The organism is Mucilaginibacter sp. A3364, from assembly GCF_059690715.1.
Window position 1 is genome coordinate 1,122,253 of the sequence record NZ_JCAWED010000001.1, and the last position, 25,272, is coordinate 1,147,524.

Here is a 25,272-nt window from a genome sequence, read left to right on the forward strand (position 1 = left end):
CTTAAATCAAGACAATGAAAAAGATCATGACCAAAATATTTACTGTCGTCCTGGTAGCAGCGTTATTCGGGCTGGCATCGTGTAAAAAACTAAGCTCATATGATAATACGCCAAGCGAAGGCACACCTTACCAAATTTTGAAGGATGACGCTACTTACGCCAGTTTTAAAATTGCTGTAGACAGGGCGGGCCTGCAAAATTTATTTAACGGTGATGCAGACTATACCTTCTTTTTTCCAACCACCAACGCGCTTATTGGTTCGGGTTATACCGCTGCTTTTTTAGCCGGTATGCCGTCGGCAGATGCAGCTGTGCTTGTAAAAAATCACATCGTTTCGGGTAAGGTTGATATTAAAACGGGGATAACGTCGTTAACGGCGCTAAGCGGTAAACCCATCGCTATTCAAAAACAGGGTAATACTTACTTTGCCGATGGCAGCGATGTTACCGGCGCCAGTATCGCGGCCAGCAAATCGTACATCAATGTTATCAATAACGCGTTAACATGGCATAACACGGTATTGGATGCAGTAACCAATTATCAGCACGGAACTGCCGCGTCAAGGGTTGATATGACGCTGGCAGCATTAAATCGCGCCAGCACAGGTACTGTTAATTTTAACGCCCTGCTAACCGGTACAGATGGTTACACACTTTTTGCACCTACTAACCAGGCCTGGATCTCCTATGGCTATGCCGCGGTTGCAAACATTAACAGCGCCCCGGTTGAAACATTGGTAGCTATTCTTAAAAACCACGTGATGCAAGGTACCAAACTAACTACAGCTTTTGACAGCACCGGCGTAGCAAGTTTGGCCGGTACCAATGTCTACTTTAACAGGTACCTTAACTTCCGTACTACCGAGTTTTATGCCAATGGCGTATTGTTTGGTAACGGAGGCTCAAACATTGTTGCCAAAAACGGGGTAATGCACGTTATACCATGGATACTGCGTGCGCCTGCAACCAAAACCACTTTGGAGCAAATACAAGGCGATACTAACTTGTCGTTGTTTTACGCGGCTATTGTAAGGGCCAGTACAGCTGATCCTTTGTTTAACTTCCAAACTATGTTTTCGGGCACCCGCTCTTATACAGTGTTTGCTATCACCAATGCGGGAATGACTGCCGCGGGTTACGGAACCCCGGCCGCTATTGATGCTGCCGCGCCGGCGGATCTGGCTAAGATCATTAAATTGCATACATTAAACCGCAGGGTGCAATGGGTTACCGGTGCTACTTATGCTTCGGGCGTAAACAGCTTGTATACCACGCTTAGCGGTACAACAGTTTTGCAAAATCCCTTAACCTTTGGTGCATGGACAATAGCCGCCAACGGCGCAGGCACTTTTGCTATAAAAGCTGCCGCCAATACCACAGCGTTTACCGTAACATCGCCAAATACAGTTACTACCAACGGTATGCTTAATGTGGTTAGCGGATTATTTATACCATAGGGCTGATTTATAATGCGATTATTGAATAATACTATAATGCTTTTAGTTGCCGGTTCCGTATTGTCGGGATGCGGATCGGCAGCTAAACAGCAAACCACATCAAACGCTCAGGTAATAACCGAGCGTTTGCCACAAACAGGCGCAAAGGTGGTACCGGCAAAAGGTACACCTGCTTATAATGCCTTAAGCGTTAACTACAAGCGCAATGACAAAACTTTATTCAACGTAAGGTTTAATGAGCCGGTACTTATCAGCGTAGCCGATAAACCCTACAATTGGGGCTATTTCCAGTTTCCCGAAATAGGCCGCAATGCCGAAGGTAACCTTGTTGTAACCTGGGCCATGAACCCCGATGCCATGGAAGCTTACGGCCTGGAAAGCCGCTACTCGGCCACATCAACCGATGTTGGCAAAACCTGGGCGGTACAAAAGCATCCGCAAACTATCCCCGGTTTACTATTGCCTAACGGCGATAGGCTAACTATAACCACACCTCGCCCGGTAGATACTAACGGAATGAAACTGCCTAAACCGATAGGCATATCCGCAGAAAACTACCGCAAGGCCGATTTTATTTACTATCACATGCGCGATTTGCCTCAAAGCGTGCAGGGCGTATTTTTTAAACGCTTGAAGAAAGGCGAAACCGAGTGGAAGAACGAGCAGGATCAGCTAAATGATCCAAGCGCTATCCGTTACTCGCTGGCCGGTAAAATACCGGTTGTTTGGTGGGGCGATATGCATCTGGCCAACGATGGGTCCATAATAGCCGGCATTTACCCGGGCAATATGGTGCGTGCTGATGGTTCATTTGACGATAAGAACAATATTTTCTTTTATCGCTCCGCAGATAATGGTAAATCATGGCATGTGCAGGGCAGAATATATTATCAGCCTGATAATTTTAATGATCCGTTAAGCGCCAAACGCATGGGATTGTTAGAGCCCGGTTTCGAGGTTTTAAAGGATGGCACCTTTGTTTGCGTAATGCGCACACATGACGGCGCCGGCATGGGCCCGATGTATGTAGCTTACAGTAAAGACGAAGGTAAAACCTGGACAAAACCCGCTGTTATGAGCGGTAACGGTGTGCTGCCGCGAATGCTGCAACTGGATAATGGCGTACTGGTACTATCATCAGGCAGGCCGGGCGTGCAACTGCGTTTCGCTGTTAAAGACGACTATAAAGCATGGTCGCAACCATTTGAAATGGTGGATTATGATGATGTGAACGCCACCGTATCGTGCGGTTATACCGGACTGGTGCCAACAGGCAAAAACAGCTTCATCATTGCTTACTCTGATTTTAATTACAAAACCGCCACCGGCGATATCCGCAAGGCTATCAAAATGCGCGAAATAACGGTTGACCCTCAATAACCGCCATTATTTGAAAGCGGAATATAGTATTATCAATTCAAACTAAAGTATTATTAATGTTGGGTGCATTAGCTTAGTTTTGAGTATACATGATACTATTATTCCCTTTTCAGATAATATGAACCGCTACAATTCTTTCTTCGCACGCTCACTCTTTCTCGGGTTAATTTGTACTGCAATTGCGACTGTTGCTACAGCGCAGGTGGTAGTGCCATCGCAAAATATGATAGCCAATGGCGATTTCATGTCGCGCGATATGCAGCAGCGCCCCTTGCGCTGGACGACCGGCATGGGCCTGCAAACCGCAACCATCGTAGGTGCCGAAAGACATGGAACGAACAAGGATGATCAATCACTCAGAGTAGCGGATAGCTCAGCGACAGCCAACCTATTGATCCGTACCGAAAAGAACATAGCCGATCCGGGAACCAATTATACCGCATCAGCCTGGGTAAAAACCAAGGAAGGTGTACCTGCTCATTTAAAACTGGATTTCTGGGATCAGAACAACGCCATCATCGGCACAAAATCGGCCATGGTTAAAGCGGCTGAAGGCTGGCAGCAGATCAGCATAGACATGGCGGCGCCGGATAAGGTTACACATGTTACCCTGGCTATCGTATCAGACCTGAAAGATGTAGGTGTTTCTTTTTGGGATGATGTAAAACTGGTTCGCCAGCAAACCTATGATCCGGCATTAAAATCCGGCGTTCGCGAACTATTTATGGACGATCAACGCATTGCCGAAATGGTTGATGTGCAGCGCGTGATCAATCCGGCTGTAAAATCGAAGATAATCATGAAAGCCACTGAGCCCTGGGAGGGCCGATCGGCTTATATATATGGCACTATGCTGCATAACGAGCCCGCTAATTCGGCTTACCGCATGTGGTACACTGCCTACTTGGATGGCAAATATTACCTGTGTTATGCCACCAGTAAAGACGGCGTAAACTGGGTGAAACCTAAGCTGGGCGTATTTGAGTTTAAAGGCAATAAAAACAATAACATTACCCGTCTGGGCGGTGGTACGGTGGTTTATGACCCGGATGATAAAGACCCTGCGCGCAGGTATAAATGTATGTCGTTTGATGACTCGGTGAAAGAGAACTTTGGCTATAACGTGTACTTCTCACCAGACGGTTTCAATTGGACGCATTACCCAAAACCTGTGCTGCCTTATGGCGATGTGTCTAACGTAACTTACGATCGCGAAAAGAAACTATTCATCGCCACAACCAAACAACGTATGCTGGTAAGCAACACCAGCGTTACGCCGGGTAAAATGGATAGGGCGGCTTTTGTATCGGTAAGTACAGATTTTATCAACTGGCACGCGCCCGATAACCCTAATTCACTATGGGCTCTGGCTGTTGAAGGCGACCCGATGGACGACCAAATGGTACGCGCCAAAGGTGGTATTGAAGCACAGGTTTACGGTATGCCGGTTTACCCTTACCAGGGTTTGTATATCGGCCTGCCATGGTTCTTCGATATTTCGAGATATGATAACGGCGAATTTGCCACCACCGGCGATGGTGTTATACAACCCCAATTGGCCGTATCGCGCGACCTGAAGAAATGGGATCGCCCCGTGCGCGACCCGATCATCCCGGTAGGCAAAGCCGGTAGCTGGGACGACGGTACCCTGTACACCGCCAGCACCATGCAGGTAACCGACAAAGAAATGATCGTATACTTCGGTGCCATGAACCTGCCGCACGGCGGTAGCGGTGGCGCCCTGTTGCAAAGCGCCCGCATTGCCCGTGCCTCGTGGCGGAAAGATGGCATGGTATCGCTATACAACGCCGGCGATGATGCAGGCAGTGTAACCACCAAAAACATCACTTTTAAAGGCAAACAGCTAAAAGTTAATGCTAAATTGACTGTAGGTGGAGGTTTGAACGTAGAGATACTGGACAAGAACGGTAAAACGATCAATGGTTATAAACTATCCAAAGCCATCACAGGCGATCAATACGCCGGCACGGTTTTATGGAATGGCGCGGCCGATGTTTCCAAACTACAAGGACAGGAGATCAGCCTACGTTTTCACTTTAAAGGCGGCAATTTATACTCATATTGGTTCGAATAAAAGCAACTGATGGCGGCAAGATTAGGATTAGGCAGCGTAACATTTGGTCGCGAGATTGACGAAGCGGAGTCCTTCAAGTTAATGGATCATGCCTATGAAATGGGCATCCGGGATATTGACACGGCAGCAGCGTACGGGGCCGGGGCATCTGAGACTATAGTAGGTAATTGGATAAACCAACGCGGCTTGCGTAACGAGATCAACATCGCCACTAAAATATTGCCGCCATATGATTTGGCTAATATCCCCAAAGCGGTTGACGATTGTCTGCAACGATTGAAAACCGATGTTATCGACCTGCTCTACCTTCACCGCTGGGACAACGCGCTGCAAACGCACGCGGCCTGGCAAGAGTTAGATAAGTTGCACAAGCAGGGTAAACTCAAAAGCATCGGGGTAAGTAATTTCAACACGCCACAGTTAACGCATGCCGTTAATTTGCTAACGCGACATGAGTTGCTTCCCTTAAGTGCTACTCAAAACAACCATAATCTGGCGGTTAGCGATTTGACGCCTTCGATGATACAATTATGCCAAAAGCATAATATTAATATCATAACATACAGCCCGCTGGGTGCGGGTTTTTTAACAGGCAAACATCGAAATGGTATCCAGCATAACTCCCGTTTTGCTATTATGCCTGCACACCAGGATGTGTATATGAACGAATCTGCTCAAAAACGCCTTGAAAAATTAATGTGGGTAGCCGATAGTATTGGCGCCAAGTCTGCTTTGCTGGCCATGGCTTGGGCCTTGCATCAGCCGCAAGTGAGCCAGGTTTTGGTAGGGGGGCGCACAGTTGAACAACTGGACTTGGCCACCCGGGCAATGAAATTTTACTTACCCGAAATTTTTGCCGAACTTGAATCTGACTAATAAACGCGCTACGCCTGTATAATAATATCAGTATTGTAGAAGAAAATAGTATCAGTTGAGGCTTTATAAACCGAGATTTGGTAATGTACTGATGACGCATCATCACCCCAAAACAACTATTATTACATGAAGAAGATCTCCTTGTTATTACTGCTTATACTTGGTTTTGCCGGTATGGCTGGCGCCCAAACCGAGCCCAAGTTTGAAGTTAAAAAAATATGGGACGAGGCCCCGCACAGCGCCTTTACCGACCTGATACAATTCAAAAACAAATTCTACGTAACCTTCCGCGAAGCGCCGGGTCACATGTCGGGGCCAAAAGGTAGCGCCCGTGTAATTGTATCAGCCGATGAAGGTAAAACCTGGAAAAGCGCCGCCTTTTTCACCATGGAGGGCCTTGACCTGCGTGATCCTAAAATATCCCTGACTCCTGATGGCCGCCTGATGGTTTTAATTGATGTGGAAACTTATAAGGATGGCAAGGTAGCCACCCGTAAACCATGGGTAAGCTTCTCTGACAAAAACGGCGAAAATTTTTCAACTCCTACAGAATCAAGCGTTGATCCTAAAATAGCATCAAGCTCTGACTGGGTATGGCGTGTTACCTGGAACCAAGGCACCGGCTATGCTATCGACTATAAAAATGGCACTGTGTTTTTGGTGAAGACCAAAGACGGCCACGCATTCGAAAATGTATCGCAGATCCCGGTTGACGGCGCGCCGAATGAATCAACCGTTCGCTTCGATACAAAAGGAAACGCCTACGTATTGATCCGCCGCGAGCAGGGCGACAAAATGGGCGTTATCGCGACAGCAAAAGCACCCTACACCAGCTGGGAACTAAACAAACTAAGCCAACGCGTAGGCGGCCCCAACTTTATATTTTTAGATAACAAAACGCTGCTGATAGGCTCAAGGCTTTACCCGACTGATGAAGCGCTGGCGCTTAAAGCAATCAACCATAAATCAGCTATCTTTATTAGCGATCTGAAGGGTAACATCAGCAGGGTAATCACTTTGCCTGAAAGTGGCGGCGATTGCAGCTACCCGGGTTTGCTGATCTACAAAAAACAGCTATGGTATGGTTACTACTCATCGCATGAAGGTAAAACGTCCATCTACTTGGCCAAAGTGGCTTTAAAAGATTTGAAATAACAGAACTACAAATACACAAATGATAAAAATTGGTATAATAGGCATGAGCCCCGGCAACGCGCATCCCACGTCGTGGTCGGCCATTATAAACGGTGAATTTAATTCCGAAGCGATAGTTGAACTGGGTTTCCCGGCGGTGGCTGCTTACCTGCAGGCCAATAAGGCTACCTTGGGTTTGCCGGGGGCGAAAGTAACCCACATTTTAAGCCAGGACCGAAAACTATCTGAACTTATTGCCCGCAGCGCCGGCATTGAAAACGTAGCCGATACAGCCGAAGAAATGATTCAAGCTGTTGACGCCGTACTGCTTTGCCGCGATGATCCCGAAAACCACGTAGAATGGGCCAAACCCTATATAGATGCTGGTTTGCCGATATTTATTGATAAACCTTTGTGCGATACATTGGAGCACCTGGACTATTTTCGCAATGAAATAGCCAACGGCAAATTCATCATGTCATGCTCATCGCAGCGTTACGCTAGTGAGATCATGGCAGCCAAGTCAGATTTAGGCTCATTGGGCCAACTGGAACTGGTAACCGCCGTAGGGGTGAAGGACTGGACAAAATATGGCGTACACATGCTGGAAGGCATTTTTTCTTTATTAGACGACCCGAAACCTGTAAGCGTAATAAACGTGGGCAAAGAAGGTGCAGCGATAGTAAAGATAGATTTTGAAACCGGTCCGCAACTTACGGTGCACTTGATGATGAACATTGCCGGTACCTTCCAGGTATCCTTATACGGCCAAAAGGCATGGCGCTTTATTGATATTAAAAACTCGTACGCCATGTTCAGGGATAACATCATCGAGTTTATCCGCTCGGTTAACGAGGGGAAACCTCGCCTTGAATTTTATAAAACAGAACAGATCATTAAAACATTAATTGCCGGCAACGAAAGCTTAAAGCAGGGCGGCAAGCTTATCAGCATAAAATAACAATGAACGTTAAACAATTATTTGACCTTACGGGAAAAGTGATCCTGGTATCGGGTGGGGCCGGAAACTACGGTAAATGTATTGCCGAGGGCCTCGGAGAAGCAGGTGCCACGGTTATTATCGCTTCGCGGAATTTAGAAAAACTGGAAGAAGTGGCCGCAAACTTCAGAAATAACGGACTGGATGTACATGCCTTACAAGTTGACCAGGGAGACCATGAATCGGTGCTGCAACTAAGCAAAACCATCATGGAAAAATTCGGTAAGCTGGATGGCTTTGTAAATAATTCGGTGGCCCGTACCATGAAAAGCTACCACGCGCCTATCGAGGATTTCGCGGCGTCAATGGCGGTTAACGCCACCGGTATGATGGATATTTTGCGCGAGCTGGGCGAATTAATAGCTCTGAATAAAGACGGCGGTGCTATTATCAATATCAGTTCGATGATGGGCATGTTTGGTCCGGATTATTCGAATTATGAAGGTACCGATATGCCGCAAAGCCTGCCGCCCGATTATTTCTTCCACAATGCCGGCCTGATCAACCTGAGCCGTTTTATGGCGCAAAATTATGCGGGTAAAAATATCCGCGTAAATACCATTAGCCCCGGCGGTTTATTCAACAATCAGCCTGAGCGCTTTTTAGAGAACTATACCAAGAAGGTGCCATTAAAACGCATGGCCAATAACGATGATATTAAGGGCCTGGTGGTGCTTTTAGCATCAAAGGCGGGCGAGTATATCAACGGCGAAAATATATTGATGGACGGCGGTTTAAATGCCTAATAAAACAGAGCAATGGAAATTACCAACCAAATATTAAGCTTAAAAGGCAAAGACGTATGGGTAATTGGCGGTGCCGGATACCTGGGCCAGGCCACTGTAGAGCTATTGCTACAAGCCGGAGCCAAAGTTTTATGTGCCGATCTGGAAGAACGCGCGCAGGATTTTGCCCATTCATTAAATAACGACAGCATTACCGGCGACCGACTCGACGTTCGCGACAGCGAAGCCATTAAACAATTTGTAGCTAAGTATGCCGCCGAGCGCGGCACGCCGCAAGGGCTTGTGGTACTAACTTTCGGTTCCACATCAAAACGTTTTGATGATCTGACCGAAGAAGATTTTGATAACGTGAACCACGTTGGCCTGACCTCCACCTTTTTACTGGCCCGCGAGGTTGGTAACCTGATGGCCGAAGCCGGCGGCGGCAGCATTGTGCTGTTCTCCAGCATGTACGGTTCTGTATCGCCCGATCCAAACGTATACCATTCGCCTATGAACCCTAACCCGGTTGAGTATGGCGTTGGCAAAGCTGGTATCGTACAGATGACACGCTATTTGGCGGTGCATTACGGTAAAAAAGGTGTGCGTTGTAATTGTATATCGCCGGGGCCTTTTCCTAGTCCGCCGGTTAAGCAAAACCACCCCGAGTTTGTTGAACGCTTAAACAATAAAGTGCCTATGGGCAGGGTAGGCGAGCAGAAAGAAATTGCCGGCGCGGTATCATTTTTTGTATCCGATGCATCTTCATTCATCACCGGCCAAAACCTGTTTGTTGATGGTGGGTGGACGGCATGGTAAGTATCGCACACCAAAACGAACATCTCATAAACAAAATAGGCGCTTAATTAAGCGCCTATTGTTTTTCTATACTCCGTTGGGGTCATGTTCTTCAGCCGTTTAAACTGGCGATTAAAGTTGGCCAGGTTTTTAAAGCCACTTTCGTAGGCTATCTCCACAATGTTATGGTCATCATCCGCCAGTAATTTACAGGCGTAGCCGATGCGTACCGTGTTTAAATACTCCACAAACGTAACGCGGAAATGATCTTTAAAAAAATTACAGAACGTAGTAACCGCCATGTTGGCTATTGATGCAACTTCGGGCAGGGTTATCTCCTTATCAAAATTACGCATAATGTATTCGGTTACTTTACCAAAACGGTCCGATGCCTTAAGCTCAACCTGCGTATAGCCCGGGCTGGCTAATGTTTCGTATTCGGTAGAGTTAGCCAGCAGGTCGAATATCTCGAACAGGGCCGACAGGCGTTTTAAGCCGCTCATGGTCACCATACCTTTCATAAGGGTATTGATGCGTTCGCGGGTTTCGCCATGAAATACCAATCCGCGCGATGAATTGCGTAAAATATTTTTAAAATTCTCCATTTCCGGGATGCTCAAAAACTTATCTCCCAAAAAGCTATCCATAAAATGGATCACAATAGCATCGGCCTGGTGATCGGCTTCGCCATTGATGTATTGATCATCGCTGATCCATACATGGGGCAGGCCCGATCCCATAAAAACCAGGTCGTTCTCATCAAAATAACCAATATGGTCGCCCACCATGCGTCGCCCTGTTGATTTGAGGATCAGAACTAACTCAAACTCAGGATGAAAGTGCCATGGGCACGGAAAATACTTCCCGGTTTCGCGAAACACCACAAACGATTTATCAAAATCCTGGGGCAACCTTTGTTCTATTGCTTTCATGCAAACTTTATTACGCTGTTATTAATACAACATTAATGTATTTATTCTAATATTTCCAGTATATCAGTTTATTTATGAAAAATAATATTAGTAATTCATACAAAAGTAATAGTAAACTTATCGGCCTGCCTTTACTTTTGATTTAGTGAGTTTGTGCTGTAGCGCAATACTATTTTACACCCACAAAACATAAACAATGAGCAAACAAAAAATTGTACACCCACACCGCCAGGCAGGGTTTGATACAGGCGCATATTCAGACGGAGTAGTAGTAAACGGCTTTTTATTTGTAAGCGGACAAGCGGCTGTTGATTTCAGAACGTCTGAGTTTGTTTTAGGAACGATAGAAGAAGAAACCACCCGCACCTTAGATAATATTAAAGCTATAGTAGAAGCCGCCGGCGCTACCATGGACGATGTAGTTAAATGCACGGCCCATTTAGCCGATATTGCTGACTTTGACCGCTACAATAAGGTATACGCCACTTACTTTACAGGTATTAAACCGGCACGTACTACCGTACAATCCGTACTGGCCGAAAACCTGAAAGTTGAGATAGATTGCATTGTAAAACTTCCTGCCTAAACACATCACCATGTTAAAAACAGATCCTGCAGAAATTGAGGTTGGCGTTGTTGGCATAGGGTTGATGGGCAGCAGTATTATTGTATCACTGCTGGCTGCGGGTCACCGCGTAATAGCCTTAGCGCCTATAGAAGACGACTACATCAAAGCCGAAAAGCGCATTGCAGAGCAATTAAATAATTGCTTACACGCAGGCCTGTTAAATTACACGCCCGAGGTTTGCTTAAATAACCTGGAGATTACCATGGACTACGACCAACTGGCCAACTGCGCCCTGGTAATGGAGTGCGTTATTGAGGACATTAACATCAAAACGCAGGTATACAAAAAAATTACCGATGTGGTAGGGGCCGATGCTATCATCGCCAGCAACACATCGGCTATTGCTATAACTATTTTGCAAAAACTGGTTAGCGGCCCCGAGCGGTTTATGGGCATACACTTTGCCGAACCGGCCTACGCCACCCGATTTTTAGAGATAACCTGCGGCGAAGCTACGGATGCCACCCATGCCGATAGTGTATTTACCCTTGCCCACAAATGGGGCAAGGAGCCAACCTTGCTGCGTAAGGATATAAAAGGCTTTATTACCAACAGGCTGATGTATGCCATGTACCGCGAACTGTTCCACCTTATCGACCAAAACAAAACCAATATGGACGATGCCGATAAGGCTATCCGTTATGGTGTAGGTTCGTGGATAACGCTGATGGGCTTGTTCAGGCGCATTGATTACGAAGGCTTGGCAGACCATACCGAAATATTCAAAAACCTCTTCCCGCAGCTATCTAATACCGATGCCGTGCCTGAAGTAATGCAGCGCATTGTAAAAGAGAACGGTCGCGGTATACAAAATCTGAACGGCCTATATAACTACACCGCACAGGAAGCCCTGGAATGGGAAGAAGCCTTCGCGGCATTTAACGAAGATATTTTTAAACTGGCGGCCCAATACCCGGCCCCGGTTGCAGATAAACCAGAATTTAAACCATCTACCACAGTTATTGCATAATGAGTACCAGGAGTTATGATAAGTCGGCACAATTACTTGAGCGTGCCAAAAAAGTATTGGCAAGCGGCGTTTCTTCCGAGTTTAGGAAATATAACCATCCGCACGCGCTGTTTTACTCGCACGGCGAAGGCAGCAGGGTTTATGATGTGGATGGTAATGAATACCTGGATTTTACGCTGAGCCAGGGTCCGCTGATCTTAGGTCACTCGCACCCCGAAGTACTACAGGCTGTAAATGAATATACCGCCGAAGGTCAGTTATTCGCCGGTCAGCACATCCGTGAAATTGAACTGGCCGAAAAGCTGAATGAAATTATCCCAACTGCTGATCTGATGCGTTTTTGTTTGGATGGATCAGAAGCTATCCATACGGCTTTCCGCGTAGCAAGAGCTAAAACGGGCAAGCAAAAGTTTTTACGTTTTGAGGGTCATTACCATGGCTGGCTTGATAATGTTTGCTGGGGTATTTCTACGCCTTCGGCAGATGCTTTGGGTAGCCGCGAAGAACCAAACGTGTACCCATGGAGCGGCGGTTTGGCCGAAGGTAGCAAAGATGAGTTTATCATCATCCCATGGAATGATGCTGAATTGCTAAAGAAAACCGTACTTAAACATAAAGACGAACTGGCCGCCATCATTACCGAACCGGTAATGTGCAACAGCGGTTGCATACCGCCGCAGGAAGGTTTCCTGCAAACCATCCGCGATTTGTGTACCGAACATAACATCACCTTTATTTTAGATGAGGTGATCACCGGTTTCCGCCTTTCGTTAGGTGGCGCGCAGCAGTACTTCGGCGTACGCCCTGATCTGGCCATCTACGCCAAAGCCATAGGCAGCGGCGCGCCGATAAGCGCCATTGTAGGCAAGCAGGAGTTTATGCAGCTGATAGTAGATGCCAAAGTGATACACGCCGGTACCATGAATGCTGCTAACGCTACCGTAGCCGCGGCTTTAGCTACCATACAGGTATTGCAACGCGAGCAACCTTACGAGCGCATGTTCCGCCTGGGTAAAAAGCTGATGGCGGGGATACAGGAAGCTGCTGAGAAGACAGGACATAAACTATTGGTACAAGGTATGGGGCCAATGCTTAACACTGCCTTTACTGATGCCGCTCAGGTGACCGATTTTAGAGGAACCCTAAGCGCCGACAAAGCCAAGCTAGGCAAATTCATCGCCGGTTTGCATGACGAAGGTATCCGCGTAATTGGCCGTGGCCTGTGGTACATCAGCGCCGTACATACCGATGCTGATATTGACCTGGCGCTTGAAAAAGTAAACCTTGTTTTACAAAACATAGAAAAATAAACCCGGAACCTTGAACCGAATGAAGAATTTGAAAAATACAGATCCGGTTTTATTGGTCGGTGATGCCGGCCTTGTTGCCACCACAGCCATTTGCCTGCTTAAAGCGGGGCATGAGCTTACCGTGGTAACCAACGATGTGGATGACTTGCGTGAGCGCCTTAAGCCCTTCGCCGAGGCGAATAACAATAGCCTGTTAGCTGTTCGTGCAGATTATGGCGATCATCAAAACGCATGCTTGGCCATTGCCATCACCCATGAAAAGGTAGACCTGAAAAAAGACGTTTTAAAGCAATTGACCGCTGTGGTTGACGATGATGTGATCATCGCCATCAATACTCAAAGCATAGGTTTGAACGTTTTGGCCTGCGATACCATCAACCCTTCGCGATTGGTAGGCTTAAACTGGACAGAGCCTGTACACACTACTTATTTCCTTGAAGTGATATCTGCCGCAGGCGATACAAACGCAGCCGATAACATTGTCGCGTTAGCAAAAGCAAACTGGAATAAGGACCCCTATATTGTAAAAAACGACAGTATACATAGCCGTCTGGTAAGCGCCATGGCCCGCGAGGCCAGCTTTTTGGTGGATAATGGTTATGCTTCGGTTGAAGATATCGACCGTGCCTGCCGCAACGATGCGGGTTACTACCTGCCGTTTTGCGGTAATTGCCGTTACATGGACCTGATGGGCACCTACGCTTATGGCATGGTGATGAAGGATTTGAACCCAGACCTTTCAAAAGACACACAATTGCCGTATTTTATGCAACAAATTGTAAAAGACGGCAGCCAGGGTATGCAAAACCAAAAAGGTTTTTACCAATATACCACTGATGAGGTAGATAACTGGCGCGCCCTGATGGATAAATTTAGCTACCAAATACAGGCTATCATTGCTAAATATCCGTTTAATTACACGCAGGATAACGTAAGCAAATAATATGCAAAAGCCATTTATAGTTGATGCCCACCTTGACCTGGCCATGAACGCCATTGAGTGGAACCGCGACCTGAGCCGCCCTATGGACGAGCTGCGCCAGCGCGAAATGCACATGCGCGACAAACCCGACCGCGGCAAAGGCACCGTTTGCCTGCCCGAACTGCGTAAAGGCCGCGTAGGCCTGGTGGTAGCCACCCAACTGGCGCGTTACACCCCGCCGGGCAGCGCTTTAGCAGGCTGGAACTCGCCGCAACAGGCCTGGGCCATGACGCAGGCACAACTTTGCTGGTACCGCGAAATGGAAAAACTGGGCGAAATGGTGCAGATAACCAACCTTGCCCAACTGGATGCGCACCTTGCTCTTTGGGATGACCTGACCATTGCTGATAATACCAAGCCTGTTGGCTATATATTAAGTTTAGAAGGTGCTGATTCCTTAGTGAATATTGACTACCTGCATATAGCTTACAATTACGGATTACGCGCTATGGGCCTTTCACACTTCGGGCCGGGCCGTTATGCGCCGGGCACCAAGATGGAAGGCCCGTTAACCGATAAAGGTGTGGAGCTGTTGAAAGAGATGAACTCCCTAAACATGATCCTGGACGTTACGCACCTCACCGACGAAGGCTTTACACAAGCACTGGATATTTATACCGGTCCGGTTTGGGCCAGCCACCATAACGTGCGCAAATTTGTGCCTAACCAGCGCCAGCTAACTGACGAACAAATAAAACGCCTGATAGGGCGCGGCGCCGTGATAGGAGCTATGTTTGATTGCTGGGCGATGGACATCCGTTTTATCGATACCGTTTCCGACCCATGGCAGCTGGATATCCGCCTGGAGCAAATAGTACAGCACTGGGATCATATTTGCCAGATTGCCGGCAACACAGATCACATTGCCATTGGCAGCGACCTGGACGGCATCTTCGGTACCGAGCAATCGCCATGGGACCTGAACACCATTGCCGATCTGCAGAAGTTTAATGAGATCCTGTCGCGCCGCGGTTACAAGGAAAGCGATATTGAGAAAATATTCAGTAAAAACTGGCTTGGGTTTATTCGTAAAGCCTGGGCATAATTAAGGTAATGAGCACAGCCAGTCAGCAATTTCAAGCCGGAGCCGCTCAAGTTGATGTTACACCGCCATTAGGCACGTTCATCAACGGTGATTTTGTGGCGCACTACGCACAGTATATTCACGATCCGCTATATGCCAAGGCGGTCGTGTTACAGCAGGGCGATGTGTGGGTAGCGAGTGTAGTAGTTGACATCTGCGTAATGCCTAAGGATTTTCTGGACGCTGTTAAAGCCGACATTCAGCAGGCAACCGGTATCCAACCTCAAAACATATTAATTTCAAGCACACATACCCATGCCGGTGGTTCGGTAGCGGCGGTTTACCTGGGCGCGGCCGATCTGCAATACCGCGGCAAGCTGCCTGCCTTAATTGTAAAAGCCGTGATGCAGGCCAAACAAAATATCCGCCCCGCTAAAATAGCCTGGGGCGCTGTTGATGTGCCCGAACATGTACTGAGTCGCCGTTACACCATGAAAGTCGACTACGTGCCGGTAAACCCCGTAAACGGCGAAGCCGATGGTGTAAAAACTAACCCTTTCGGTGCCGAGCGTATGATAGCCGAAATGAGCGGTCATATCGATCCGCAGGTAGGTTTCCTCGCCATAAAAGGCACCGACGATCAATGGATAAGCGTACTGGCCAACTATTCGCTGCATTATGTGGGCGATTGGGATAACGGCACAATATCTGCCGATTATTTTGGCGTTTTTGCAGCGCAGCTGAAAGCGAAGTTGAACGCCGGCGATGATTTCATCGGTATGATGAGCAATGGCACCAGCGGCAATATCAATATCTGGGATTTCAGGAACCCCGACCGCTATCCCCGCGAAAACTTTAAAAAGAGCGAACTGATAGGCGGCGACATCGCCCAAAAAGTGGCCGAACAAATACAAAGCGTTACCTGGGAAGAGCAACCGGTACTGGCCGCTGTTTACAGCGACCTGCCGCTAACGCTACGCAAACCAGATGCTCGCGAACTGGCTGAAGCCGAACGCATAGTGACCCAAACGCATTACGAGGGTCTGCAAACCGGCCATATTGACGAAGGCGGCCTCACCAAACTTTACGCCCGCGAACAGGTGTTGTTGAACGACCTGCCTGATGAATTACAATTCCCGGTACAGACTATTAAAGTAGGCAGCGGCGTAATAGGAGCCCTGGGTGCCGAAATGTTTGCCGAAACGGGGCTGTGGCTCAAACAAAAATCGGCCACAAAAAATTACTTTACCATATGCCTGGCCAATGGCAACGCGGGCTATGTACCGCCCGAGCATGAGTTTAGCAACGGCGGATACGAAACCTGGCGCGGTCGTACCAGTATGCTGGTAACCAATGCCGAAGACACGATTAAAAACGAACTGATAAAACTGATAAATGAAGTTATTTAGATTTGGCGAAGCCGGAAAAGAAAAACCCGGTGTCATCATTAACGATATAAAGTATGACGTATCTGCTTTCGGGCAGGATTATGATGAGGATTTTTTCGCGGGCGATGCCCAGCAGCAGCTGGCGGCGTTCGTGGCAGCGAATGCTAACTTGCCCGTGGTGGGCGAAGAGATGCGCTTAGGCGCGGCAGTAAAACGCCCGGGCAAAATTATCTGTATCGGACTGAACTACCGCGATCACGCTATCGAAACCGGCGCGGCAATCCCTGCCGAACCGATCGTGTTCTTTAAAGCAACCTCAGCCTTATGCGGACCGAACGACAATGTCATCATCCCCAAAAACAGTGTGAAAACCGACTGGGAAGTAGAGCTTGCCTTTGTTATAGGCAAGAAAGCACAATATGTTAGCGAAGAAAATGCTTTGGAGCATGTGGCCGGCTACGTTTTGCACAATGACTACAGCGAACGCGAATTTCAACTGGAGCGCGGCGGACAGTGGGTAAAAGGCAAAAGCTGCGATACCTTCGCGCCGCTTGGTCCGTACGTGTTGACGGCTGATGAAGCCGGCGATGTGAGCGACCTGAAAATGTGGTTAAAAGTTAACGGCCAATTGTTACAAAACAGCAGCACGGCCCAAATGATATTTAACGTGCCGTTTTTGGTGCATTACCTGAGTCAGTTTATGACTTTAATGCCCGGCGATATCATCAGTACCGGTACCCCGCATGGCGTTGGCCTGGGCTTTAAACCGCCTATTTATTTAAAAGCTGGCGATGTGGTTGAACTAGGTATTGAAGGTTTAGGCGAATCAAAACAAACAGCGGTAGCTTACCAGGCTTAATTTTTTATAGCGATGAAGGATTGGTATAGGGTTGAAAATTCGGCATATATTGATAGCCCGGCTTTGCTGGTTTATGCCGACAGGGTAATGCAAAACATTGCGCGTGTTATACAAATGGCGGGCGATGTTAATTTGCTGCGCCCGCATGTAAAAACCAATAAGTCGGCACATGTAAGTAAGCTGATGATAGACGCCGGTATCACCAAATTCAAGTGCGCCACCATTGCCGAAGCCGAAATGCTGGGCAGGGTAGAAGCTGCCGACGTTTTGCTGGCCTACCAACCCACCGCCGTTAAAGTGCAGCGCTTGCTGGCGTTAATGGCTACCTATCCCAACACTAAATTTTCTTGCCTGGTTGATAACGCCGCATCGGCACAAATGATGAGTGACGCGGCTTTGGCGGCAGATACCAAACTCGCGGTGTTCATTGACCTTAACGTAGGTATGAACCGCACCGGTATCCTTCCCGAAAAAGCGTCAGAATTGATAGACTTTATCGGTCAGCTACCCGGTTTGGAATTTAAAGGCCTCCATGCTTATGATGGGCACATCAACAATATAGACTTTAATGAACGTACTGAAGTTTGTGAAAAAGCCTTCGCCACTACAGAAAAACTCCGCCAGGATATAAAACAACAAGGTAAACCGCTGCCGTTGTTGGTAGCAGGTGGTTCGCCAACATTTGCTATACACGCTAAGCGCGAGAACGTTGAACTGGCCCCCGGCACCTTCGTGTTTTGGGACAAAGGTTACAGCGATAACATCCCCGAACAAAAATTTGACTGTGCCGCTTTGGTGCTTACCCGTGTGGTATCGCTGCCCGAGCCGGGTAAGATCTGTATTGACCTTGGCCATAAATCTATTAGTAGCGAAAACGATCTGCAGCACCGCGTATATTTCCTGAACGCGCCGCAGCTCAAAGCCTACAGCCACAGCGAAGAACACATGACCATCATCGCCGGCGAAAATCACGGGTACAAAATAGGCGACGAGCTTTATGCCGTCCCCATCCACATTTGCCCAACCGTGGCGCAGTACGATAACGCCTACGTGATCGAGGACGCGCAATACAAAGCCAAATGGCCCATTACGGCCCGCGGCAGGGAGCTAAATGTGTAATTAGCCGTTTTACATCCAAATAATTATTCCCACGTTTGTATGGTGAAGCCTATTTTAACAGATGAGTTTAAAGCCGTAGCTGCCCAGTTTGGTGGCGAACTGTATTTTGATAGTTCGGCACAGCACCAAACGCAATTGCTGGCTTATTCAACGGATGCGTCTGTTTACCAGGAGAAACCGTTGGCCGTGGCCCTGCCAAAAAACGTGGGCGATGTGCAGGCGCTCATTAGCTTCGCTAACCAACATAAACTAACGCTTATCCCTCGAGCTGCCGGTACTTCATTGGCCGGGCAGGTGGTGGGTAACGGTGTGGTGGTTGATATTTCTAAATATTTTAACGGCATTATTGAGGTTAATCAAGAAGAAAAATGGGTGCGCCTGCAACCGGGCGTTATCCGCGATGATTTGAACGCGCATTTAAGGCCGTTCGGACTGATGTTTGGTCCGGAGACCTCGACGGCCAACCGCGCCATGATAGGCGGTATGGTGGGCAATAACAGCTGCGGTTTGCACAGCATTGTGTGGGGCGCGGCGCGCGATCATTTATTAGAAGCCAAAGTTTTGCTAAGCGATGGCAGCGAGGCCGTTTTCAATGCTGATGGTATTGCGACAGCAAACCCTTTGCATCAACAAATACAAAACGACTTAATAAGCCTTTTATCAAATACAGATAACCAGGCTCTCATCCATAAAAACTACCCTAAAGCTACCGTAACGCGCCGCAATAATGGCTATGCGCTGGATAGCCTGCTGCAAACGCAGCCTTTCAGTGCGGACGGCGCGCCGTTTAATTTGTGCCGTTTACTGGCCGGTAGCGAAGGTACACTAGCTTTCATTACCGAAGTAAAACTGAACCTACTAAACATACCGCCTGCTGAAACGGCTTTAGTGTGCATCCATTGCAATAGTATCCAGGAGTCGTTGACGGCTAATATGCTGGCGCTGAAACACAAGCCCATGGCATCCGAACTGGTGGATAAATACATCATGGATTTCACCATTAACCACCCCGAATACCACAAGAACCGTTTTTTTATTGAAGGCGATCCGGAGGCAATTTTGATGGTGGAATTTATGGAACATACCCCCGAAAAGGTTAAAGCCCGGGCTGATGAACTAATCGCTTCCTTACAGGCGGCGGGAGTGGGCTATGCCTACCCGGTGCTGTACAATAAAGACACTGTTTACGGTTGGGACGTGCGTAAAGCCGGCCTGGGCCTGCTGCGCAACATAACCGGCGATAAGCAGCCCGTTAACCTGATAGAGGATTGCGCGGTAGCGCCCGAGGATTTGCCGGCTTATATTCAAGACTTACAAGATCTGCTGGCGCGATTAGGCGTGAGCGCTTCATATTATGCCCACGCAGGGGCCGGCGAACTGCACGTTGAACCGGTGTTAGATTTGAAAAGCGAGGAAGGTGTTAAGCTTTTCCGCCAGATTATAGAAGAAACCGTCGTTCTCATTAAAAAATACAATGGCTCACTTTCGGGCGAGCATGGCGATGGCCGTTTGCGTGGCGAATTTGTGCCGTCGCTACTAGGTAATGAGACCTACGAACTGCTGAAGCAGGTAAAAAATATATTCGACCCGAACCGTGTTTTCAACGCGGGGAAGATAACCGACGCGCCGAAACTGGAGGATAACCTGCGGTGGAAGGTTGGCGTGCATCAAAAGCCGAAGGAAACGATATTCGATTTCTCGGGCAAAGGCGGCATTTTAAAACTGGCTGAAAAATGTTCGGGTTCGGGCGATTGCCGCAAAAGCGAGATAACCGGGGGCGTGATGTGCCCAAGCTACATGGCTACGCGTCGCGAGAAGGATACTACCCGTGCCCGCGCCAATGTGCTGCGCCAGTTTTTAAGCAACGAAGCGGATGAACAGCCCTTTAATCACCACGAAATTAAAGAGGTGATGGACCTGTGCCTGAGCTGCAAAGGCTGCAAAGCCGAATGCCCAAGCAGTGTGGACGTAGCCAAAATGAAAGCCGAGTTTTTGCAGCAATATTACAAGCATAACGGCGTGCCTTTCCGCGCCAAACTCATCGGTAATTTTACCAAACAGATGAAGCTGGCATCAGTAGCACCCTGGGCCTATAACCTCATCTACAATAACAAAACGCTAACGCGATTAGCTAATAAGGCCGTAGGTTTCCATCCCGACAGAAGCATGCCGCATTTAAGCCCGGTTACCTTGCGCAACTGGTACAACAAGCGCGGCGCAGGCAAAGCGCAAAGCCGCAAGGTTTACCTGTTTTGCGATGAGTTTAGCAATTTTAACGATGTAGAGATCGGTCAGAAAGCCATCCAATTGTTAGAAGCTTTGGGTTATGAGGTGATGATCCCGAAGCATGAAGAAAGCGGTCGCACCTGGTTATCAAAAGGACTGGTTGAAAAAGCCGGGCTCATCGCCAATAAAAATATTGAACTACTATCAGGCTTAATTACAGATAATACTCCGCTGATTGGCATTGAGCCATCAGCCATATTAACCTTCCGCGACGAGTACGTTGACCTTGCCCGCCACGAGAACTTTGAGGGCGCGTTGAAATTATCTAAGAACGTATTTACCATTGAAGAATTTTTGAGCAGGGAGGCAAGTCGCGGCTTTATCAGCGCCGCTCAGTTTACCGCCGAACCAAAAGAGGTAGTTATTCACGGCCACTGTTTCCAAAAGGCATTATCCACCCAAAAAAGTATTACCGATACGCTGAGCATCCCCGCCAACTATAAAACCAAGCTTATTCCTTCGGGATGTTGTGGTATGGCCGGTTCGTTCGGTTATGAGGAGGAGCATTACGAAGTATCGCAGCAAATAGGGGAGTTGGTGTTGTTCCCAACGGTACGCGCTTTGGCTAACGATGTGATCATTGCCGCATCTGGCACCTCCTGCCGTCACCAGATAAAGGACGGTACGCAAAAGCATGCGCTGCACGCTGTCGAAGTGTTGTGGGATGCGTTGATAAAGTAACAATGCAGCTATAATAAACAAGCCATCAATGTAAAGCTATTCGCCAAGCTGCTGTTCCGTTTCACGATCAAAGTTTTTTTAGTTTATTTGGTAAACTTTAAACAATTGAAAAAGCTCATTGCCGTAGCCCTTTTGTTGCTTACCGGCACCTTGTTTTGTTATGCCCAGAAAAATTATGAGCACGGCGTGTTTTGGGGCCGCATAGCGTTTGCTGATACGCTTAACAACCGTTTTAACTGGGAACTGCAATTACAAAAACGAACCCAAAACGCGGGCACAACCGATCTTTTCGCGGCGCCACATTTTTTTAGTGTTAGTCCCTGGTTAAATTACAATATTTCTCATTCAACTCACGTATCATTTTCGCCTGTGGGCTATTTCAATTCGCGTGTGTTTTACAATACCCTGGCCGAGGTGCGATCAGAGGGGATAAAAGAATACCGGGCAACACTTAGGGTAGATAATCAGCAAAGTATGCGCCTGTTTAATTATACCAACCGCCTGGGTTTGGAATACCGCCTGCGCGATCTGCAATACAACGACGATTACATACCCAACTGGCGGGTAAGCTATATGCTGAAGCTAGACAAACCGCTGTTTCATGTTTTCTCACCTCAAATGCCGGTAACCGTGTTTGTATCAGACGAAGTATTTGTACAGTTTGGCGAGGCTGTAAAAGGCGCTGCCAGTATTTTTAATCAAAACCGCATTAACATAGGTTTTGGGTATGACCTGGTTCAAAACATAAGGTTTTCGGCAAGTTACCTGCATATACAACAGGGCCGATTCTCGGGCCATGAGTTTGATAATGCCAATGCGCTTTTCCTAACGCTAACATTCGATCATCTTTTCTCGCAGTTTAAAAAGCATCCGGCGCACGGGTAGGGTCTAAAAAAACAAAGCCCCGTTGCTCTTGCAGCTTCGGGGCTTCAACCTAAACCTTATCACAATGTAAGCTTGCACTTACAATATTATAAACAGGTTAAGCCGGTGTTTATTTTGTGTTGATTTATTGTTGACGGGGGGATGACAAATGGGGCGGTAATTATATTGCCTTACTGATTCGCTCTACCACCGAGCAGTGCGATTCACTCCCTTGGGAGGGGTAGGGGCTCCATGCGACGAAATTACGTAGGCCTTCCCTTAGCGCGGTCGCTAGGCCCTTCACGCACGTACCTTGCCCCGCTCTTCGCCGCGGAGCAAGGTACGTGCGTGAAGGGCATCTAAAAGCGACCTGACCATGCGTTACAGTAAGTGCTCATGCCAAATCCGCACCTTGATCCTGATATTTTCTAACCATAATCCAATACACAATTTCATTTATTTTAAATACCATAAAAATCAATTATATTGCATACGTATTCAAAATATAAAAACCAAAACATCACCATTTATAACCCTTACAAATGAAATCATCACTAAAAAAAATAACAGTTTGCGCTACAATGCTGTTATTGGCCTGCCTGCAAACCATGGGGCAGGGCAAAGCATCGGATGTTATCGAGGAACTAAGCAATCCTAAAGGCTGGGTAATCAAAACCAAATCATCAGCCTACCAGCTTACCGTTACTGCGGCGGGTAGCCTGCGTGTAGGCTTTTATGGCTCGCGCGAACAGGCTGAGTATAAAACCAAAAACTCGCAATGGTTTGAAAATATAGAAGAAGTACCCGTACGCGGCGCTTACCCGTTTAAAACACCAGCTTTGGAAGTTGTGTTTGACGACCATGTGCGCGACCTGGATATTCAATACGTAAAAGGCGAGGTGGTAACCATCGAAGGCCGCTATACATTGAAGCTAACCCAAAAAGACGAACATTACCCGTTGGAGATCGTTTCGTACATCCGTGTGCTGCCTGAATATGATGTGATGGAGAAATGGATAGTAGTAAAAAACACCGGCACTAAAGGCAATATTAAGGTTGAGAACCTGGAATCGGGTAGTATAGTTTTGCCTGCTGATGAGTACGAGCTAACCCACCTGGCCGGTAAGCAAATGAACGAGTTTTTAGAGCAAAAAACTTTATTAACTCAAGGACAGAAGATCATCCACAACCGTGGTTTTAAATCAAACTTTAACCCGCCATGGTTTATGGTTAGGCCGAAAAATGCCGAAAAAAACAGTGGCGCTACCTACTTTGGTTCGGTACACTACAGCGGTAACTGGAATTTAATATTCGACCGCCAGATGATTGACGGCAACCTGCAGATATTAGGCGGTATCAACTTCTGGGATAGTTCATGGCAGTTAAAACCCGGCGCCAGCTTTACAACACCTAAGTTTACGGTTGGCTATACCAATGATGGTCCCGAGGCGGCATCGCAAAACCTGGCGGCTTACGTGCGTAAAGATATCCTGCCCGAAAAACACCGCAATGATCTGCGCCCGGTGTTATACAATAGCTGGGAAGCTACCTTTTACGCGGTTAACGAAGCACAACAACTGGAGCTTGCCGAACGCGCGAAAAAAATAGGTATTGAGTTATTTGTGATAGATGACGGCTGGTTTAAAGGTCGCACCACCTCAACCAATGGCCTGGGCGATTGGGATGTGGATAAAACTAAATTCCCTAACGGCCTGGCGCCGATGATCAAGAAGATCAATGATATGGGTATGGATTTCGGTATCTGGATAGAACCTGAAAGTGCCGTGCCGGTGAGCGAGCTGTTGACCCAGCACCCTGATTGGGCCCTGGATTTTGTTAACCGCAAAGAAATGCCGGGACGCCGTTTCCTGAACTTCGCTAAAGAGGAAGTTTACCAGCACATTTTGGGCAAACTAACCCACCTGATAGGTGATCATAACATCAAATTTGTGAAATGGGATCAAAACAGCTACCTGTCGCAAACCGGCTGGACAGAGGCCGACCCGGAGATACAGCGCGAAGTGCGCATCCGTTTCATAGCCAACCTTTACCGTTTGGTGGATGAACTGAAAAGGAAATTCCCGAACGTTTGGTTTGAGTCGTGTGCCAGCGGTGGCGGGCGTGTGGATCTGGGCATGCTGTCGCGTATGGACCAGGTTTGGGTGAGCGATAATACCAACCCGCTGGACAGGATCTTTACCCAGTACGGCTTCCTTAATATGCTGCCGGCCAACGTTATGGTATCATGGGTTACAGGTAATAAAGTGCATCAGCCAACATCTTTGGATTTTAAATTTGACGTATCTGCAGCCGGTGTATTAGCCGTAGGCGATGACCTGCGCAAATGGGGCGATGCCGAAATGGCGACCGCTGCTAAAAAGGTAGCTGAGTATAAAGTGATCCGTCCGCTGGTGCAGCAGGGTAAGTTGTTCCGTTTGGTATCGCCGTTTGAGGATAACCGCTCGGCATTACAGTATACCGATGAGAAAAGCACCGCCACAGCCGTTATTTGTTATAATATGGCCGAATACCTGCTGGGTAGCCAAAACATCATTCGCGGCAGCACAACGCTTAAACTAAAAGGCCTTAAAGCCGACCAAACCTACACCGTTCAAAAAATTGAAGAGCGCGACAAAAAAGGCATCCAATACAAAGGCGACTTTTTAATGAATGTAGGTATAACCTGGCCCGTAAAAGGCGCTAACACCAGCCAGGTGCTGCTGGTAACACCAACCAAGTAAATTCATATCTGGTTTTATAATAG

At 47.6% G+C, this 25,272-nt stretch carries 20 protein-coding genes; 19 read left to right on the forward strand and 1 reads right to left on the reverse strand.

Annotation, left to right across the window (positions count from 1 at the left end):
• Nucleotides 1-14 precede the first annotated feature (14 nt).
• From AC59JT_RS04980 to AC59JT_RS05015, 8 genes are all read left to right on the forward strand, one after another.
• Entirely contained in the window at nucleotides 15-1,457 is a 1,443-nt protein-coding gene (locus AC59JT_RS04980) for a fasciclin domain-containing protein (protein ID WP_497396509.1), read from the forward strand.
• 36 nt (nucleotides 1,458-1,493) lie between these two features.
• Nucleotides 1,494-2,837 carry a sialidase family protein gene (locus AC59JT_RS04985; RefSeq protein ID WP_497396510.1) on the forward strand — a complete coding sequence of 448 codons (1,344 nt, stop codon included), beginning with the start codon at nucleotides 1,494-1,496 and terminating at the stop codon, nucleotides 2,835-2,837.
• Nucleotides 2,838-2,955: 118 nt separating this feature from the next.
• Nucleotides 2,956-4,932: a hypothetical protein gene (locus AC59JT_RS04990; RefSeq protein WP_497396511.1), complete on the forward strand. Its 1,977-nt coding sequence runs from the start codon at nucleotides 2,956-2,958 to the stop codon at nucleotides 4,930-4,932.
• A gap of 9 nt (nucleotides 4,933-4,941) precedes the next feature.
• Nucleotides 4,942-5,808, forward strand: coding sequence for an aldo/keto reductase (locus tag AC59JT_RS04995; RefSeq protein WP_497396512.1), 867 nt, complete (start codon nucleotides 4,942-4,944; stop codon nucleotides 5,806-5,808).
• A 126-nt stretch (nucleotides 5,809-5,934) separates the two neighbouring features.
• Nucleotides 5,935-6,963, forward strand: coding sequence for a sialidase family protein (locus AC59JT_RS05000; RefSeq protein WP_497396513.1), 1,029 nt, complete (start codon nucleotides 5,935-5,937; stop codon nucleotides 6,961-6,963).
• A gap of 19 nt (nucleotides 6,964-6,982) precedes the next feature.
• Nucleotides 6,983-7,903: a Gfo/Idh/MocA family protein gene (locus tag AC59JT_RS05005; protein ID WP_497396514.1), complete on the forward strand. Its 921-nt coding sequence runs from the start codon at nucleotides 6,983-6,985 to the stop codon at nucleotides 7,901-7,903.
• Between the two features lie 2 nt (nucleotides 7,904-7,905).
• The gene (locus AC59JT_RS05010; RefSeq protein ID WP_497396515.1) at nucleotides 7,906-8,688 is read left to right on the forward strand and encodes an SDR family oxidoreductase; all 783 of its coding nucleotides are present in this window, start codon (nucleotides 7,906-7,908) and stop codon (nucleotides 8,686-8,688) included.
• A 12-nt stretch (nucleotides 8,689-8,700) separates the two neighbouring features.
• Nucleotides 8,701-9,486, forward strand: a complete 786-nt coding sequence (locus tag AC59JT_RS05015; protein ID WP_497396516.1) for an SDR family oxidoreductase — start codon at nucleotides 8,701-8,703, stop codon at nucleotides 9,484-9,486.
• 47 nt (nucleotides 9,487-9,533) lie between these two features.
• On the opposite strand, the gene AC59JT_RS05020 is transcribed toward AC59JT_RS05015, so the two are convergent.
• On the reverse strand, nucleotides 9,534-10,397 hold the full coding sequence (locus AC59JT_RS05020; protein ID WP_497396517.1) for an AraC family transcriptional regulator: 864 nt from the start codon (nucleotides 10,395-10,397) through the stop codon (nucleotides 9,534-9,536).
• Between the two features lie 196 nt (nucleotides 10,398-10,593).
• Here AC59JT_RS05020 and AC59JT_RS05025 point away from each other — a divergent pair, with 196 nt between their 5' ends.
• The 11 genes from AC59JT_RS05025 to AC59JT_RS05075 all read left to right on the forward strand — a co-directional run bounded on the left by AC59JT_RS05025 (nucleotide 10,594) and on the right by AC59JT_RS05075 (nucleotide 25,249).
• On the forward strand, nucleotides 10,594-10,983 hold the full coding sequence (locus AC59JT_RS05025) for a RidA family protein (protein WP_497396518.1): 390 nt from the start codon (nucleotides 10,594-10,596) through the stop codon (nucleotides 10,981-10,983).
• Between the two features lie 10 nt (nucleotides 10,984-10,993).
• Nucleotides 10,994-11,995: a 3-hydroxyacyl-CoA dehydrogenase family protein gene (locus tag AC59JT_RS05030; protein WP_497396519.1), complete on the forward strand. Its 1,002-nt coding sequence runs from the start codon at nucleotides 10,994-10,996 to the stop codon at nucleotides 11,993-11,995.
• Entirely contained in the window at nucleotides 11,995-13,305 is a 1,311-nt protein-coding gene (locus tag AC59JT_RS05035; protein WP_497396520.1) for an aspartate aminotransferase family protein, read from the forward strand. The genes AC59JT_RS05030 and AC59JT_RS05035 overlap by 1 nt, the downstream gene beginning before the upstream one ends.
• A gap of 19 nt (nucleotides 13,306-13,324) precedes the next feature.
• Nucleotides 13,325-14,248 (forward strand): 3-hydroxyacyl-CoA dehydrogenase NAD-binding domain-containing protein, encoded by a 924-nt coding sequence (locus AC59JT_RS05040; protein WP_497396521.1) that lies wholly within the window; start codon nucleotides 13,325-13,327, stop codon nucleotides 14,246-14,248.
• Nucleotide 14,249: 1 nt separating this feature from the next.
• The gene (locus AC59JT_RS05045; protein WP_497396522.1) at nucleotides 14,250-15,332 is read left to right on the forward strand and encodes a dipeptidase; all 1,083 of its coding nucleotides are present in this window, start codon (nucleotides 14,250-14,252) and stop codon (nucleotides 15,330-15,332) included.
• A gap of 8 nt (nucleotides 15,333-15,340) precedes the next feature.
• Entirely contained in the window at nucleotides 15,341-16,720 is a 1,380-nt protein-coding gene (locus AC59JT_RS05050) for a neutral/alkaline non-lysosomal ceramidase N-terminal domain-containing protein (RefSeq protein ID WP_497396523.1), read from the forward strand.
• Entirely contained in the window at nucleotides 16,707-17,558 is an 852-nt protein-coding gene (locus AC59JT_RS05055; protein WP_497396524.1) for a fumarylacetoacetate hydrolase family protein, read from the forward strand. The genes AC59JT_RS05050 and AC59JT_RS05055 overlap by 14 nt, the downstream gene beginning before the upstream one ends.
• A 12-nt stretch (nucleotides 17,559-17,570) precedes the next feature.
• A complete protein-coding gene (locus AC59JT_RS05060; protein WP_497396525.1) occupies nucleotides 17,571-18,677 on the forward strand; it encodes a D-TA family PLP-dependent enzyme in 1,107 nt (368 codons plus the stop codon).
• Nucleotides 18,678-18,716: 39 nt separating this feature from the next.
• The gene (locus AC59JT_RS05065) at nucleotides 18,717-21,644 is read left to right on the forward strand and encodes an FAD-binding and (Fe-S)-binding domain-containing protein (RefSeq protein WP_497396526.1); all 2,928 of its coding nucleotides are present in this window, start codon (nucleotides 18,717-18,719) and stop codon (nucleotides 21,642-21,644) included.
• A 105-nt stretch (nucleotides 21,645-21,749) separates the two neighbouring features.
• Complete coding sequence (locus tag AC59JT_RS05070) at nucleotides 21,750-22,529, forward strand: DUF2490 domain-containing protein (protein ID WP_497396527.1); 780 nt, start codon at nucleotides 21,750-21,752, stop codon at nucleotides 22,527-22,529.
• 521 nt (nucleotides 22,530-23,050) lie between these two features.
• Complete coding sequence (locus AC59JT_RS05075) at nucleotides 23,051-25,249, forward strand: alpha-galactosidase (protein ID WP_497396528.1); 2,199 nt, start codon at nucleotides 23,051-23,053, stop codon at nucleotides 25,247-25,249.
• The last annotated feature ends 23 nt before the right edge of the window (nucleotides 25,250-25,272 follow it).

Bases quoted from the DNA above. Each gene is read 5' to 3' on its own strand.
- AC59JT_RS04980 (WP_497396509.1), top strand. From the start codon at position 15: ATGAAAAAGATCATGACCAAAATATTTACTGTCGTCCTGGTAGCAGCG.
- AC59JT_RS04990 (WP_497396511.1), top strand. From the start codon at position 2,956: ATGAACCGCTACAATTCTTTCTTCGCACGCTCACTCTTTCTCGGGTTA.
- AC59JT_RS05010 (WP_497396515.1), top strand. From the start codon at position 7,906: ATGAACGTTAAACAATTATTTGACCTTACGGGAAAAGTGATCCTGGTA.
- AC59JT_RS05000 (WP_497396513.1), top strand. From the start codon at position 5,935: ATGAAGAAGATCTCCTTGTTATTACTGCTTATACTTGGTTTTGCCGGT.
- AC59JT_RS05030 (WP_497396519.1), top strand. From the start codon at position 10,994: ATGTTAAAAACAGATCCTGCAGAAATTGAGGTTGGCGTTGTTGGCATA.
- AC59JT_RS04985 (WP_497396510.1), top strand. From the start codon at position 1,494: ATGCTTTTAGTTGCCGGTTCCGTATTGTCGGGATGCGGATCGGCAGCT.
- AC59JT_RS05015 (WP_497396516.1), top strand. From the start codon at position 8,701: ATGGAAATTACCAACCAAATATTAAGCTTAAAAGGCAAAGACGTATGG.
- AC59JT_RS05040 (WP_497396521.1), top strand. From the start codon at position 13,325: ATGAAGAATTTGAAAAATACAGATCCGGTTTTATTGGTCGGTGATGCC.
- AC59JT_RS05005 (WP_497396514.1), top strand. From the start codon at position 6,983: ATGATAAAAATTGGTATAATAGGCATGAGCCCCGGCAACGCGCATCCC.
- AC59JT_RS05060 (WP_497396525.1), top strand. From the start codon at position 17,571: ATGAAGGATTGGTATAGGGTTGAAAATTCGGCATATATTGATAGCCCG.
- AC59JT_RS05075 (WP_497396528.1), top strand. From the start codon at position 23,051: ATGAAATCATCACTAAAAAAAATAACAGTTTGCGCTACAATGCTGTTA.
- AC59JT_RS05065 (WP_497396526.1), top strand. From the start codon at position 18,717: ATGGTGAAGCCTATTTTAACAGATGAGTTTAAAGCCGTAGCTGCCCAG.
- AC59JT_RS05025 (WP_497396518.1), top strand. From the start codon at position 10,594: ATGAGCAAACAAAAAATTGTACACCCACACCGCCAGGCAGGGTTTGAT.
- AC59JT_RS05045 (WP_497396522.1), top strand. From the start codon at position 14,250: ATGCAAAAGCCATTTATAGTTGATGCCCACCTTGACCTGGCCATGAAC.
- AC59JT_RS05035 (WP_497396520.1), top strand. From the start codon at position 11,995: ATGAGTACCAGGAGTTATGATAAGTCGGCACAATTACTTGAGCGTGCC.
- AC59JT_RS05050 (WP_497396523.1), top strand. From the start codon at position 15,341: ATGAGCACAGCCAGTCAGCAATTTCAAGCCGGAGCCGCTCAAGTTGAT.
- AC59JT_RS05055 (WP_497396524.1), top strand. From the start codon at position 16,707: ATGAAGTTATTTAGATTTGGCGAAGCCGGAAAAGAAAAACCCGGTGTC.
- AC59JT_RS04995 (WP_497396512.1), top strand. From the start codon at position 4,942: ATGGCGGCAAGATTAGGATTAGGCAGCGTAACATTTGGTCGCGAGATT.
- AC59JT_RS05020 (WP_497396517.1), bottom strand. From the start codon at position 10,397: ATGAAAGCAATAGAACAAAGGTTGCCCCAGGATTTTGATAAATCGTTT.